Raw genomic sequence first — 14,572 nt, forward strand, 5'->3', positions numbered from 1 at the left:
GAGTGTTCTCGGGGCGCGGGGTATCGCACTTTGTGGTTTTAGTCGCATGCCAATGCGGAGACGGTCTCGTCCACATTGGGATACGTGGTGAAGGGCGAACTCGTTCACGCGGGGCGGCGATTCACACCCGGGATCGTCTCCGGCTCATGGCCGGCGGCGGGTCCGGTGGTTCGGTGGCGGGTTCGGCGCCCTGGCGGTGGGCGGGGGAGCTGGTGCGGTGGCGGGGGCCTCCGGTGTGGGAGCGATCTTGGCGGGTTGGAGTGCTGTCGAGGATGACAGTAACGGTCCGGTCGCGACGTGCGGAACGGCGTGGCGTGACGAGTGTCACTCGGTCGGGATCATTTGTGGGGGACCTCACAGCGGGCCGCCGCGGGGGTCCGCCCGCGGCGGACGGGAGCGTGGCGCGGCGGCCCGCCGGGGGCGCGGACCGTACGGCAAAGCGGTATCGAGTGCCGCATTTGGGGTCGGAAAGGGGGGATTTTCACGATCATGCGAAAGTCCCAGCAAGGCAGGGTGATGCACGAATGAGGGCCCGCAGTTGTGTACACTCTGTATTCAGGACACTCCGGGGAGTGATTTTCATGAATTTGTGGCGGGCTAAACGGCACTTCACGTTGCCTAATGGGCGGTGAACTCGCTAGTTTCCCAACCCGTCCGACTCCGTCGAGTGGAAACCTGAGGTGACCCGGCGTGGCTCTTCCGCCCCTAACCCCCGAACAGCGCGCCGCAGCCCTGGAGAAGGCTGCCAAGGCTCGCAAGGAGCGGGCCGAGGTTAAGAACCGGCTCAAGCACGGGGGAACCTCGCTCGCCGAGGTTCTCAAAGAGGGTCAGTCCGACGACGTCATCGGAAAGATGAAGGTGTCGGCCCTTCTTGAATCGCTGCCCGGTGTGGGCAAGGTCCGTGCAAAGCAGATCATGGAGCGTCTGGGCATCGCCGAGTCCCGCCGTGTGCGGGGCCTCGGTGCGAACCAGCGCGCCTCCCTGGAGCGTGAGTTCGGCGGAAGTGCGAACCGCTGACGCGCGACTCACGGGCGGGCGCGGCGGTCTGACCGCCGCGGCCGGCTCGGGGCGACCCGAATCCGGCTCCATCCCGTCCGGCTCCGGCGCACACGGAGGACGCTTCTCATCCCCGGCAGGCCCGCACAGGCCACGCCTTCGCGGACAGGCCGGATGAGAATGTCCAATCCCGCGCCGGACGGCTCCAAGCCGCATGACCCGCTCGCGCGGCGGCTGACGGTCCTGTCCGGGCCGTCGGGCGTCGGCAAGAGCACGGTCGTCGCCGAGATCCGGCGATCACACCCCCGGGTGTGGCTGTCGGTCTCGGTGACCACCCGGCCCCCCCGGCCGGGTGAAACCCACGGTGTGCAGTACTTCTTCGTCGACGACGCCGGTTTCGACCGGCTCGTCGACGAGGGGGAGCTCCTCGAATGGGCCGAGTTCGCGGGCAACCGCTACGGGACCCCGCGGCGGCCCGTCGAGGAGCGGCTCTCCCTCGGTGAGCCGGTGCTCCTGGAGATCGATCTGCAGGGCGCCCGGCAGGTCCGCCGGTCCATGGCCGAGGCGCTGCTGGTGTTCCTCGCGCCGCCCAGCTGGGAGGAGCTCGTCCGCAGGCTGACCGGCCGCGGCACCGAGCCCGCCGAAGTGATCGAGCGCCGCCTCGAGGCCGCCCGCGTCGAACTCGCCGCCGAGAAGGAGTTCGACGTCACGCTCGTCAACACGTCCGTCCGGGACGTGTGCGATGAGCTGCTAGCCTTGATGGTTGTTCGTTAACACGCGATCCAGGGGAAGGCCACCGAGTGGCAGCCAGCAATGAAGGCATCACCAACCCGTCGATCGACGAGCTCCTCGAAGTCGTCGACACCAAGTACGGCCTCGTGAGCATCGCGGCCAAGCGCGCCCGGCAGATCAACGCCTACTACGCCCAGCTGGGCGAGGGCCTGCTGGAGTACGTCGGCCCGCTCGTCGAGACGCAGGTCCAGGAGAAGCCGCTGTCGATCGCGCTGCGCGAGACGCGCGAGGGCCTCCTGAACGCCGAGCCCATCGAGGGCTGAGGCGGCGAGGCCTCGGGCGGCCCCGGCGCGGAGGCGCCGGGCGCCTGATGGGACAGTGGCCGACATGACCTCCCCCAAGCCGCGCGTCGTGCTCGGCGTGAGCGCCGGCATCGCCGCGTACAAGGCGTGCGAGCTGCTCCGGCGGTTCACCGAGTCGGGTCACGACGTCACCGTCGTCCCGACTACCGACGCGCTCCGCTTCGTCGGCGAGCCCACCTGGGCGGCCCTGTCCGGCAAACCGGTCTCCCCGCGGGTCTGGGACGACGTCGCCGCGGTCCCGCACGTCCGGCTCGGGCAGAACGCCGATCTCGTGTTCGTCGCCCCCGCCACCGCCGACCTGCTCGCGCGCGCCGCGCACGGGCTGGCGGACGACCTGCTCACCAACACCCTGCTCACCGCCCGCTGCCCGGTCGTGTTCGCGCCCGCGATGCACACCGAGATGTGGGACCACCCGGCGACCCGGGCGAACGTGGCGACGCTGCGGGCCCGCGGCGCCGTCGTGATCGAACCGGCCTCGGGACGTCTCACCGGCAAGGACACCGGGCCGGGCCGGCTGCCCGACCCGGCCGAGCTGTTCGAGGTCGCCCGGCACGTCCTGGCCCGCGGCGCCGACGGCCGCGACCTCGCCGGGCGCCACATCGTCGTCTCCGCCGGCGGGACCCGGGAGGCGATCGACCCCGTCCGCTTCATCGGCAACCGCTCGTCCGGCCTGCAGGGCTACGCCCTCGCCCGCACCGCCGTCGCACGCGGCGCGCGCGTCACCCTCGTGTCCGCCAACGTCGCCCTCCCCGACCCGGCCGGGGCCGAGGTCGTGACCACCGGGTCCGCCGAGGAGATGCGCAAGGCCGTCCTGGAGGCCGCGGGCACGGCCGACGCGGTCGTCATGGCCGCCGCCGTCGCCGACTTCCGCCCGTCCGGCTACCAGGGCTCGAAGATCAAGAAGACCGAGGGCGGCGAGCCGGAGCCGATCCGGCTGGTCAAGAACCCCGACATCCTGGCCGAGCTGGGCGGGCTCCGCCGTCCCGGGCAGGTGATCGTCGGTTTCGCGGCCGAGACCGACGACGTCCTGGAGAACGGCCGCGCCAAGCTCGCCCGCAAGCGCAGCGACCTGCTCGTCGTCAACCAGGTCGGCGAGGACCTGACGTTCGGGCGCCCCGACAACGCCGCCGTCATCCTCGGCGCCGACGGCTCGCAGACCGAGGTGCCGCGCGGCGCCAAGGCGGCGCTCGCCGAGGTCGTCTGGGACCTCGTCGCCGCCCGCCTCGACCCGCCGCCGACCGACTGACCGGAGGTGCCCCACCAGCGCCGCGCTAGCGGTGCTGGACGACGATCCCGCTAGACTTCGGCCCAACACCCGTGGGAAACCCCGGCGGGGGGCGGGGTCCCCTGCCGAACTCGACAAGAAATCCGTCCTGCGACGCCAGTCAGCAGCCGCTGCAAGGAGTTCACGTACGTGCCTCGCCGCCTGTTCACCTCCGAGTCCGTCACCGAAGGACACCCGGACAAGATCGCGGACCAGATCAGCGACGCGATCCTCGACTCGATGCTCAAGGACGACCCGAAGAGCCGAGTCGCCGTCGAAACGATGATCACGACCGGTCAGGTGCATGTGGCCGGTGAGGTCACCACCGAGACCTACGTGGACATCCCGGGCGTGATCCGCGAGAAGATCCTGGAGATCGGCTACGACTCGTCCAAGAAGGGCTTCGACGGCCACTCCTGCGGCGTGTCGGTGTCCATCGGCGCGCAGTCGCCCGACATCGCCCAGGGCGTCGACGACGCCTACGAGGCCCGCGAGGGCGAGGGCGTGGACGACCTGGACCGGCAGGGCGCCGGAGACCAGGGGCTGATGTTCGGCTACGCCACCAACGAGTCGCCCGACCTGATGCCGCTGCCGATCACGCTGGCGCACCGGCTCGCGCACCGGCTGTCGGCGGTCCGCAAGAGCGGCGACGTGCCCTACCTGCGTCCCGACGGCAAGACCCAGGTCACCATCGAGTACGACGGCGACCGCGGCGTCCGCCTCGACACCGTCGTCGTGTCCAGCCAGCACGCCCCCGACATCGACCTGAAGGAACTGCTGGCCCCCGACGTCAAGGAGCACGTCGTCGACCCGGTGCTCGCCGAGTTCGACCTCGACATCGAGGGCTACCGGCTGCTGGTCAACCCCACCGGCCGCTTCGAGATCGGCGGCCCGATGGGCGACGCCGGGCTCACCGGCCGCAAGATCATCGTGGACACCTACGGCGGGATGGCGCGGCACGGCGGCGGCGCCTTCTCCGGCAAGGACCCGTCCAAGGTCGACCGGTCCGCCGCGTACGCGATGCGCTGGGTCGCCAAGAACATCGTCGCGGCGCAGCTCGCCGACCGCGCCGAGGTGCAGGTCGCCTACGCCATCGGCAAGGCGCACCCGGTCGGGGTGTTCGTGGAGACGTTCGGCACCGAGAAGGTCGCCCCCGAGAAGATCGAGAAGGCGATCTCCGAGGTCTTCGACCTGCGCCCGGCCGCGATCGTCCGCGACCTGGACCTGCTCCGCCCGATCTACCAGCAGACCGCCGCGTACGGCCACTTCGGCCGGTCCGAGCCCGACTTCTCCTGGGAGTCGACGGACCGCGCCAAGGACCTGGCCTCCGCGGCCGGCCTGTGACGGCGAGCCGCCTGTGACCACGGGCCGCCTGTGACGACGGGGCCCCGGGGATCTCCTCCCCGGGGCCTCTCCGTGCGCGGGATCCTGCGGCCGGTCAGGGGTCGCAGTGGTTGCCGCGCTGCAGGCCGTAGCGGGCGGCGATGGTGTACCGGCCGGGCGTGGCCGCCTCCAGCCGGACGAAGTCGCCGTCGCGCGTCAGGCACGCGTCCCCGCCCGTCACCCTGAGCCACGGGGACCAGTAGGTGCGCACCAGGACGGAGCCGCTGGACGGCATGTCGACGACGAGTTCGCCGGAGTCGAGCCGGTGCACGGACGCCGGACGGTCGACCAGGGGCGTCGCGCGCAGGACGCGGAACAGGCGCCAGTGCTCGTCGCGCCAGATCTCCGTCAGGTACGGCTGGCCGTCCTCGACGAGCGCCTCCTCCTCCTGCGCGGACCAGTCCGTTTCCTGCTCGGGCAGGACGACGTACTGCACCGCCCACTCGCTCAGCCAGTCGCGGTAGGCGCCGGGCGTCAGCGCGCCCTCTTCGTAGAACAGTTCGTGGCGTTCCGCGTCGACCTGCCGGTTCCAGCCGCGCGCGAGGGTGAAGTGGCGGCTCATGCCGGACGATTCCCAGTGGGAGCGCAGCGGGACGACCTCGATGCGCCCCTTGTCGGCGCCGAGTGCGTTCAGTTCGGCGACGAGCCCGCTGGCGTGGGCGGCGGCCGCGTCGGCGGGTTCGGTGTGGATGAGGTCGTCGACGGGTTTCACGACCTGCCAGGACGCCGTGACGATGAACGCCAGGGACAGCACGGCGATCCGGAACCGCCCGTGCGCGCGCGCGACGGCCGACAGCAGGAACATCCCGCCGAACAGCAGGGAGAGCCGTTCGACGTTGCTGCCGACCGGGGACGGGATCAGCCAGGTCAGGGCGATCCCGGCCAGGTACGCCCCCGCGCCGATCCGGATGAACCTCCAGCTCTTCGGCGCGCACGTCAGCACCGCGATCACGCTGGTGACGGCGGGCAGGACGATGGCGGTGAACGAGATGGGCTGGATGCCGTCGAAGGGGAACAGCAGGCTCGTCGTGCCCACCACGACGGGGAGGCCGACGGCGACGCAGATCCCGGCGCGGCGGCGTCCGGTCAGGATCATGGCGGCGGCCAGCACCAGGAGGAAGAGCCCCGCGACCGGGCTCGCGAGCGAGGCGAGCAGGCTGAGCCCGGCCATCCCGGCCGCGCGCAGGGCGGGGGTGCCGCGCGGGGTGAACGCGACGATCACCGCCATGAGCGCGAACATGAGCCCCAGGCCGAACGTGACCCGGCCGGACGCGGCGTTGCACGACAGCGCGAACGCGGCCCACAGGGAGGCGGGCAAGGCCACCGGCGCCCTGAATCGCCTCAGCAGATGTGCGGTGAGGGCGGCCGAGACCGTGCCGGTCACCACCGCCACCGTGCGAATGCCGAACAGCGCCATCAGATGCGGTGACATGACGCTGTAGGAGGCGGGGTGCATACCGCCGTACCAGGCGAAGCTGTACGCGGCGTCGGGGTGCTCCCAGGCGAAGTCCGTCCAGGCGGCCTGTGCCGCGAGGTCGCCGCCCTCGGTCGCCAGGAAGAGCCCCCACACGAGGTGGAGGACGGCCGCCGCGAACGTGGCGGCCACGACCGGGTGGCGTGGGTTCGCCCACTTTCTCCAGGCCGGACGGGCCCGCGGGTCTCCGGGGCGGCGCGACGGCCCGTGCCGGACCGGGGCGTCCGCCCGTTCGTGGGTATGCGCTGTGGTCATCGCCTGCACGGGCTCGTCGGATGGCGGGGCGCGGAAGGCATCGGGCGATGGGCCGGCGGGTGCGCACCCCGTTCAAAGGATCAACCCTAGCGTGCACGTTCGGTTGTCGGGCTGATCTGGTAGGACGGGGGCGTGACGAAGGACGGCGGGGGAACGGACCTGATCCCGGGGCTGGGCGAGCTGCCGACGACACCGGCGGAGAAGCCGGGCAGACCGGGCAACCCGCGGAAGTCCGGGAAGGCCGGGAAGGCCGGGAAGGCCGGGAAGGCCGGGAAGAAGGGGGCGCGTCGTCCCGCCGAGGAGCGGCCCGTCGCGCGGATCGCGGTCGACATGTCCCTTCCGCACCTGGATCGTCCGTTCGACTACCTGGTGCCCGCCGAGATGGACGCCAAGGCCGTCCCCGGGTGCCGGGTGAGGGTGCGCTTCGCCGGCCAGCTCGTCGACGGTTTCCTGCTGGAGCGGGTCACCGAGAGCGACCACGAAGGAAAACTGCTTTACCTGGAGCGGGTCACCTCCTCCGAGCCGGTGCTCACCCCGGAGATCGCGGCACTGGTGCGGGAGGTGGCCGACCGGTACGCGGGAACGTTCGCGGACGTGCTCCGGCTGGCGGTCCCGCCCCGCCACGCGCGCGTCGAAGCGGAACCGGTGGCCGCGCCCCACGGCGAGGAGTCCGAGCCGTCCGGGGACGGCGATACGGCCGATCCAACCGATACGGCCGATATCGGTGTCTGGCGTGATTATCCGGCGGGGCCGTCGTTCCTGAGCGCGCTGGCCGAGGGCAGGGCACCGCGCGCGGTGTGGACGGCCCTCCCCGGCCCTGACTGGACGGCGGCCATAGCGCGCGCCGTCGCCGCGACCCTGCGGGGTGGGCGCGGCGCACTCGTCGTCGTGGCCGACGGCCGCGACGTGGCGCGGATGGACGCCGCGATGAAGGCGGAACTGGGGGAGGGCCTCCACGTCGCCCTGACGGCGGAGCTCGGCCCGGCGGAGCGGTACCGGAGGTGGCTGGCGGTCCTGCGCGGCTCCGCACGGGCCGTCGTCGGCACACGCGCCGCCATGTTCGCGCCCGTCGCCGATCTCGGGCTGGCCGTGCTGTGGGACGACGGCGACGACGTCCACGCCGAACCGCACAGCCCGTACCCGCACCCCCGCGACGTCCTCGCCCTGCGCGCACACAGAACGGGTGCGGCGGCTCTGATAGGCGGATTCACCAGAACCACCGACGCGACCCAGCTCGTCGAGTCCGGCTGGGCGCACACGCTGGCCGCGGACCGGGAACGTGTCCGGACGGCGATGCCGCGCGTCCGTTACGTGGGGGAGGACGCCCAGCTCGCCCGTGACGCCGCCGCCCGGACCGCGCGCCTGCCGAACGTCGCGTTCGAAGCGGCGCGGCAGGCGCTGGCGGACGGGCCCGTCCTCGTGCAGGTTCCGCGGCGCGGATACGTCCCGGGCATAGCGTGCGGGCGCTGCCGCACACCCGCCCAGTGCGCGGCCTGCCAGGGGCCGCTGTCGCTGCCCTCGTCCCACGCCGCCCCCCATTGCCGGTGGTGCGGACGCATCGCGGGTGACTGGCACTGCCCCGAATGCGGCTTCTTCCAGGTGCGTGCGGTGGTGGTCGGCGCCAAACGCACCGCGGAGGAGCTGGGCAGGGCGTTTCCCGGTGTTCCGGTGCGCACCTCTGGGCGGGACGCGATCCTCGGACACGTCGGCCCGGAGCGGGCCCTGGTGGTGTCCACGCCGGGCGCCGAACCGCCCGCGGAAGGCGGATACCGGGCGGCGCTGCTGCTCGACGGCTGGGTGCTGCTGGGCCGGCCGGATCTGCGCGCCGGGGAGGAGACGCTGCGGCGCTGGATGAACGCGGCGGCGCTCGTCCGCCCGCACGGGCCGGTCGTGGTGGCCGCGGAGGGGTCGCTGCCCGCCGTGCAGGCCCTCGTCCGGTGGGACCCGGTCACCTACGCGGAGCGGGAACTGGCCGAGCGCAGGGACGTGGGTTTCCCGCCCGCCGCGCGGATGGCGTCCCTGACCGCGTCCTCGACGGCGATCCGGGAGCTCCTGGCCGACGCCCGGTTGCCCGAGGGGGCGGAGGTGCTCGGGCCCGTCCCCGTCCCGCAGCCGCCTGGCCCGCAGGCCGGGGGCGACGCGCCGCAGAAGGAACGCGCGCTGATCCGGGTCCCACGGACGGCGGGCAACGCCCTTGCGCGCTCACTGAAGGAAGCCCAGGGCGTACGCAGTGCGCGCAAGGCGGCGGAGACCGTACGAGTGCAGATCGACCCCCTGGAGCTGATCTGACGCCTGGAGCTGATCTGACCCCTGGAGCTGATCTGACCCCTGGAGCTGATCTGACCAATAGGGTTCTCGGGTGGCCGACAACTGGGTGGAGACCACCGTGGGCGACCTGCGGCGGTGGGCGGACGAACGCGGCGAGGCGCTGGACGAGCCGGGTGCTCGGCTCCTGCTCGAACTCGCGCGGGAGGAGATGGGCCTGCCCGGCCCGGAGGCACTCACTCCGGAGCGTCTCCGCGAACTCCTGCTGGAGGTGTTTCCCGGGTCCGTGGTCGCAGGGCGCGACGACGTTCCCACGGTTCTGGACGTCCTGCGCAGGGTCGTCGCGTACCTGGACGACACCCGCGCCCTCCCCGACGGCGCCGCCGCGGGCCTGGAGGCCGAGATCGAACGGACCGGCCCCGAGTTCGCGGACCTGGTCGCCGAGCTCGACACCGAGGAACGGCAGGCGGCCGCCGAGGTCATCGGCGGGCTGATGCGGGCCGACGGCGTCTCCCTGGACGACCAGGAGGCGGTCGACGCGTGGATCCGCGAGTTCGAGGCGCTCCCCGAGGAGGAGCGCTACGCCCGCACCGAGGGGTACCTGCGGCAGGTCGAGGAACTCGTCGTCCCGCCCGTACGGCTCGCCTCCGAGGCGGAGCTGGCGGACGCCGTCCGCCGCTCCCGCCTGACCCGGAACGTCCTCGGCCTGGCCGACTGGACGGGCGAGCGCGACCTCACCGAGCACGACTCGCTCACCGAGGCCGACGCCGAGGCCGCGGGCCTCGCCCTGGGCATGGAGGTCCCGCGGCGCCACGGCCAGATGGAGGACGCGGGTGAACTGGAGCGGATCTGGTGGGCCGCCGTAGAGGCGGAGGCCATCACGGCCGAGGACGGCAAGTCCGCCCCAGGGCCCGCCTTGGAAGGCCTCCGTTCCAGCGATGACGCGGCGCTGCTCACCGCCTGGCTGCCGCTGTTCGACGCGCTCGTCGTGCCCGGGCACGACTATGCGGACGGCCTGGACGCGGTCGAACTCGTCCAGAACGAGATGACCGGCGTCCTGATCCACCTGTACGAGCAGGAGGAGCCGACCGAGCCCGGAACGCTCATCGGCGCCCTGCTCGACCACGTCGAGGAGGCCTACGACCTCACCGACGCCGAGACCATGCCCGCGCTCGTGTCGGACGCGTTCTTCCTCGAACTGGCGGTCCTTGAGGAATGGGGCGTCGTCGAAACGTCCGGCGAGGGGCGGGCCCTGACGCCGCTGGGCGTGTGGGCCGTCCGGGAGATGCTGCTCGCGGACGGGTTCACCGCGCCGGTCATCGGCGAGCTGGCCGGCTCCAGGGCGTCAGACCTGGTCGCCGGCCTCACCTGGTACCGGCCGGACGCCGCCGACGAGGAGATCGACGGGTGGCTGGCCCGCCACGACCCCAAGGACGCCGCCGCCGACCTGCTGGACGTCATGCGCACGGGCGGCCCCGGCGCACGCAACCTCGCCGCGGCGGTCCTGCACCGCATCGGCCCGGAGGCCGCCGCCGTGGTCCGCGCCGCGCAGGAGCATCCGCTGGTCTCGCCCTACGCCGCGCTCTGGCTGAACGCCGCGGGGGACCCGTCCGGGCGGGAACTGGCCCGCGAGGAGTACCTGTGGGTGTTCGTCGACACCGTCGCGGGGATGCTGGAGACCGCCGAGCCCGATGAGGCGGTCGAGGCGGCCCTCATCGACGCGCCGCCGGGTGCGGAAATGGAACTGATGGTCGACGACCTCTGGCGCACCGACCATCCCGGTGTGGCCGACGTCCTGGAGGCCCTGGGCGCGCACCACCCCGACAAGGCGACCGCCAAGGCGGCCCGCACCGCCGCCTACAAGGCGCGTTCGGCGTACCAGGGGGCACGCCGCAGCGTGTGAATGTTCACGGGACGCCTCCGTAGACTGGGACGGTGCATCCCACACGGTGCATCCCACTGTGCACGAACGCGGGTACCTCGCAGGAACCTCGCAGGAAACGGAGTCCTCGTTGGCCGTCAAGCCCATCCGCCTTTTCGGCGATCCCGTGCTGCGCACGCCCGCGGATCCGGTGAAGGACTTCGACAAGGAGCTGCGGCAGCTCGTCAAGGACCTCACCGACACGATGATCGACGCTCCGGGGGCGGGCCTGGCCGCGCCGCAGCTCGGCGTGGGCCTGCGGGTGTTCACCTACTACGTCGACGACCGGCTGGGCCACGTCGTCAACCCGACCCTGGACCTGTCGGACGAGCAGGAGACCGACGACGAGGGCTGCCTGTCCCTTCCCGGCTTGGCGTTCCCCACGGTGCGCGCCGTCCGGGCCGTGGCGAAGGGCTTCAACATGCACGGGGAGCCGATCACGCTGGAGGGCACGCACATGCTGGCCCGCTGCGTCCAGCACGAGACCGACCACCTCGACGGCGTCATCTTCATCGACCGGATGGACCCCGAGCAGCGCAAGACCGCGATGAAGGCGATCAGGGAGGCCGAGTGGTTCGGCGCCCCGGCCCCGATCGTCAAGGAGTCCCCGCACCGCACCTTCGGGAAGGCGATCTAGGTGAGGCTCGTCTTCGCTGGAACACCCGAGACCGCGCTCCCGTCCCTGAGAGCGCTTCTGGCGTCCTCGCACGAGGTCGCCGCGGTCGTGACCCGGCCGGACGGACGTTCGGGCCGTGGGCGCCATCTGAGCGCCAGCCCGGTCGCGGAGCTCGCGGCCGAGGCCGGTGTCGAGGTCCTCAAGCCCGCCAAGGCCCGTGATCCCGAGTTCCTCGGCCGGCTCCGCGAGATCGCGCCCGACTGCTGCCCCGTCGTCGCCTACGGGGCGCTGCTGCCCCGCGAGGCCCTGGACATCCCCCGGCACGGCTGGGTGAACCTGCACTTCTCGCTGCTGCCCGCCTGGCGCGGCGCCGCACCCGTGCAGCGTGCGATCCTGCACGGCGACGACATGACCGGCGCGGCCACGTTCCAGATCGAGGAGGGGCTGGACACCGGTCCCGTCTACGGCGTCCTCACCGAGCCGATCCGTCCGGCCGACACCACCGGCGACCTGCTGGGCCGGTTGTCCATCGCCGGAGCGAGCCTCCTCCTCGACACCGTGAACGGCATTGAGGAGGGCGTACTGGAGCCCCGGCCACAGCCCACGGAGGGCGTGTCCCACGCGGCCAAGCTGACGCCCGAGGACGGTCACGTCGACTGGCGCAGCCCGGCACTGCACATCGACCGCCTCATCCGCGCATGCACACCCGCTCCCGGCGCGTGGACGAACTTCCGCGACACGCGGGTCAAACTGGGGCCGGTACGCCCGGTACCCGACGCGGAGAAGCTGTCACCCGGCGAACTGCGTCCGGGAAAGAGCGAGGTACTGGTGGGGACGGCCACGCACCCCGTCGCACTGGGCGACGTCCAGCCGCAGGGCAAGCGCCGCATGGCCGCCGCCGACTGGACCCGCGGTATCGACATCGACAAGGACACGCTGCACTGATGCCGCCCGCCCCTAACCGCCGACGCGCACCGAACCGCAGGCCCGGCGGTCCCCGCAAGACGGGACGTCCCCAGGACCTCGTCCGGCGCACCGCGTTCGACGTGATCCGCGCGGTCGAGACACGCGACGCCTACGCCAACCTCCTGCTCCCCACGCGCCTGCGCGACCGCGGCCTCTCGGGCCGCGACGCCGCCCTCGCCACCGAGCTCACCTACGGCACGCTGCGCGGCCGGGGCACCTACGACGCGGTGCTCGCGCTGTGCAGCGACCGTGAACTGCGCCGCATCGACGCGCCCCTCCTGGATGTCCTGCGCCTCGGCGCCCACCAGATCCTCGCGACCCGCATCCCACCGCATGCCGCGGTGGGGACGACGGTCGAGCTGGCGCGCTCGGTCTCCGGCCCCGGGCAGGCCAAGTTCGCCAACGCGGTACTGCGCAAGGTCGCCGGCCGCGACATGGACGAGTGGCTGGAGATCGTGGCACCGGCCGACGCGGACACGACGACCCGCCTCTCGGTCGCGCACAGCCACCCGAAGTGGATCGTGTCCGCCCTTCGGGACGCCGTCGGCGCCGACGAGATCGAAGAACTCCTCGCCGCGGACAACGCGCGGCCGCGCGTCACCCTGGTCGCCCGCCCCGGCCGGGCGACCGTCCAAGAGTTGTACGACACGGGTGCGGAGCCCGCCGCGTACTCGCCCTACGCGGCCCTTCTGCCCGAGGGCGACCCGGCGGCCATCGCCGCCGTCGGTGAAGGACGCGCCGCCGTCCAGGACGAGGCCAGCCAGTTGGTCGCCCTCGCCTTGGCCGATGCGCCACTGGACGGCCCGGACGCACGCTGGGCGGACCTCTGTGCGGGCCCCGGAGGCAAGGCGGGCCTACTGTCCGGCCTCGCGACCCAGCGCGACGCGCGGCTCCTGGCCGCGGACATCCAGCCGCACCGCGCCGGTCTCGTCCGCGGCGCGGTCGACGGCCGTGCCGGAGTGGTCGCCGCGGACGGGACCAGGCCCGCATGGCGTCCCGGGTCCTTCGACCGGATCATGGTGGACGCGCCCTGCACCGGCCTCGGCGCGCTGCGCCGCCGCCCTGAGGCCCGCTGGCGCCGCGGCCCCGAGTCGGTCGCCGAACTCGGTCCCCTCCAGCGCGGGCTGCTCGGATCGGCCCTCGACTCCGTCCGCCCCGGCGGCGTGGTCGCCTACGTCACCTGCTCACCCCATCTCGCCGAGACCCGGGTGGTCGTGGACGACGTCCTGCGCGGCCGCGACGACGTGGAACGGCTCGACGCCCCGGCCGTCCTGACGTCGCTCGCGCATGACCTCACCGGCCTGGGGAAGGGGCCTTACGCGCAGTTCTGGCCGCATCGCCACGGAACGGACGCGATGTTCCTGGCCCTCCTGCGTCGCACCTAGCCTCTGGGGGTTCCGTGCTGACCGGCTTCTGGCATGTCATGTCGTTCCTGGGCAGCGCGGCTTTCTACGTCCCCCTGATAGTGGTCTTGTTCTGGTGCGTGGCTCCACGCCTGGCAGCGCGGGCCGCGGTGATCCTGCTGTTCGGCGCGTTCCTCAACACGCTCCTCAAACTCGTCTTCCACGATCCGCGTCCCTACTGGACGGACCCCGCGGTCGAAGGCGAGCAGTCGCACTCGTCGTTCGGGATGCCGTCCGGCCATGCCCAGAACGCCCCGGTGGCCTGGGGCTTCTTCGCCGCCCAGACACGGCGCCGGCTCCTCTGGGCGGCCGCGGCCGTCATCGTCGTCCTGATCGGAGCCTCCCGGGTCCAACTGGGCGTCCACTCGATCGGCCAGGTCCTGGGCGGCGGAGCCATCGGCCTGACCCTTCTCGTGGCCGCCCTGGCGCTGGAACCCATCGTCGTCCCGTGGTGGAGACGCCGTCACCTGGCCGTGCAGATGGCGCTCGCCCTCGCGGTCTCTCTGCTGCTGCTGGGCGCGGCCTGGGCGGCCCTGCAGCCGCTCCAAGACTGGCAGTGGCCGAGCGCCTGGGTCCGCGCCATCCGAGCGGCCGGAGGTGACATCGACCCTGTCGACCTCGTCGAAGCGGCCAGAGCCACGGGCGGGTTCTGCGGAGTCCTGGCCGGGATATCCCTGCTCGCCGCCCGTGGCTGGTTCGATCCCGGCGGAAAGCTCTGGCAACGCCTGGCACGCCTCCCGGTGGGCCTCCTCGGCACCGCCGTCGTCTCCGCCTTCGCCGGGGCGAACGTGGTCCAGTCGTTCATCGTCCAGGCGGTGCTCGGCCTGTGGGTCACGGCCGGTGCGCCGGAGGTCTTCGTCCGCCTCCGCCTGGCCGGCCGCACCACCCCCGCGCTCACCCGGCCGGGTGATGAGCGGACGGGACTGCGGCAATAG

General features: G+C 72.4%; 12 protein-coding genes. 11 read left to right on the forward strand and 1 reads right to left on the reverse strand.

The genetic code is table 11. The annotated features are described in order from the left end of the window. Positions 1-690 precede the first annotated feature (690 nt). From mihF to metK, 5 genes are all read left to right on the forward strand, one after another. Positions 691-1,017: an integration host factor, actinobacterial type gene (mihF, locus tag ACGFK0_RS10610; RefSeq protein ID WP_026405770.1), complete on the forward strand. Its 327-nt coding sequence runs from the start codon at positions 691-693 to the stop codon at positions 1,015-1,017. Between the two features lie 159 nt (positions 1,018-1,176). Then, entirely contained in the window at positions 1,177-1,770 is a 594-nt protein-coding gene (gene gmk, locus ACGFK0_RS10615) for a guanylate kinase (protein WP_392902895.1), read from the forward strand. Positions 1,771-1,796: 26 nt separating this feature from the next. Further along, entirely contained in the window at positions 1,797-2,051 is a 255-nt protein-coding gene (gene rpoZ, locus ACGFK0_RS10620; protein WP_021597645.1) for a DNA-directed RNA polymerase subunit omega, read from the forward strand. A gap of 64 nt (positions 2,052-2,115) precedes the next feature. Beyond that, positions 2,116-3,336 (forward strand): bifunctional phosphopantothenoylcysteine decarboxylase/phosphopantothenate--cysteine ligase CoaBC, encoded by a 1,221-nt coding sequence (gene coaBC / locus ACGFK0_RS10625; RefSeq protein WP_392902715.1) that lies wholly within the window; start codon positions 2,116-2,118, stop codon positions 3,334-3,336. Between the two features lie 168 nt (positions 3,337-3,504). Further along, positions 3,505-4,698 carry a methionine adenosyltransferase gene (gene metK / locus ACGFK0_RS10630; RefSeq protein WP_392902718.1) on the forward strand — a complete coding sequence of 398 codons (1,194 nt, stop codon included), beginning with the start codon at positions 3,505-3,507 and terminating at the stop codon, positions 4,696-4,698. Between the two features lie 94 nt (positions 4,699-4,792). Here metK and ACGFK0_RS10635 read toward each other — a convergent pair whose 3' ends face one another. Then, positions 4,793-6,466: an MFS transporter gene (locus tag ACGFK0_RS10635; protein ID WP_392902720.1), complete on the reverse strand. Its 1,674-nt coding sequence runs from the start codon at positions 6,464-6,466 to the stop codon at positions 4,793-4,795. Positions 6,467-6,598: 132 nt separating this feature from the next. On the opposite strand from ACGFK0_RS10635, the gene ACGFK0_RS10640 reads away from it, so the two are divergent. The 6 genes from ACGFK0_RS10640 (at position 6,599) to ACGFK0_RS10665 (ending at position 14,572) form a co-directional block, all read left to right on the forward strand. Continuing rightward, positions 6,599-8,755 carry a primosomal protein N' gene (locus ACGFK0_RS10640; RefSeq protein ID WP_392902721.1) on the forward strand — a complete coding sequence of 719 codons (2,157 nt, stop codon included), beginning with the start codon at positions 6,599-6,601 and terminating at the stop codon, positions 8,753-8,755. 70 nt (positions 8,756-8,825) lie between these two features. Continuing rightward, the gene (locus ACGFK0_RS10645) at positions 8,826-10,634 is read left to right on the forward strand and encodes a hypothetical protein (RefSeq protein ID WP_392902724.1); all 1,809 of its coding nucleotides are present in this window, start codon (positions 8,826-8,828) and stop codon (positions 10,632-10,634) included. 109 nt (positions 10,635-10,743) lie between these two features. Then, a complete protein-coding gene (gene def, locus ACGFK0_RS10650; protein WP_392902727.1) occupies positions 10,744-11,289 on the forward strand; it encodes a peptide deformylase in 546 nt (181 codons plus the stop codon). Then, on the forward strand, positions 11,290-12,213 hold the full coding sequence (fmt, locus tag ACGFK0_RS10655) for a methionyl-tRNA formyltransferase (protein WP_392902730.1): 924 nt from the start codon (positions 11,290-11,292) through the stop codon (positions 12,211-12,213). Next, positions 12,213-13,619 (forward strand): RsmB/NOP family class I SAM-dependent RNA methyltransferase, encoded by a 1,407-nt coding sequence (locus ACGFK0_RS10660; RefSeq protein ID WP_392902732.1) that lies wholly within the window; start codon positions 12,213-12,215, stop codon positions 13,617-13,619. Before fmt ends, ACGFK0_RS10660 begins: the two co-directional genes overlap by 1 nt. A gap of 14 nt (positions 13,620-13,633) precedes the next feature. Beyond that, on the forward strand, positions 13,634-14,572 hold the full coding sequence (locus ACGFK0_RS10665) for a phosphatase PAP2 family protein (RefSeq protein WP_392902734.1): 939 nt from the start codon (positions 13,634-13,636) through the stop codon (positions 14,570-14,572).

Origin of the sequence: Spirillospora sp. NPDC048823, from assembly GCF_043198445.1 — a bacterium.
Taxonomy (GTDB): domain Bacteria; phylum Actinomycetota; class Actinomycetes; order Streptosporangiales; family Streptosporangiaceae; genus Spirillospora.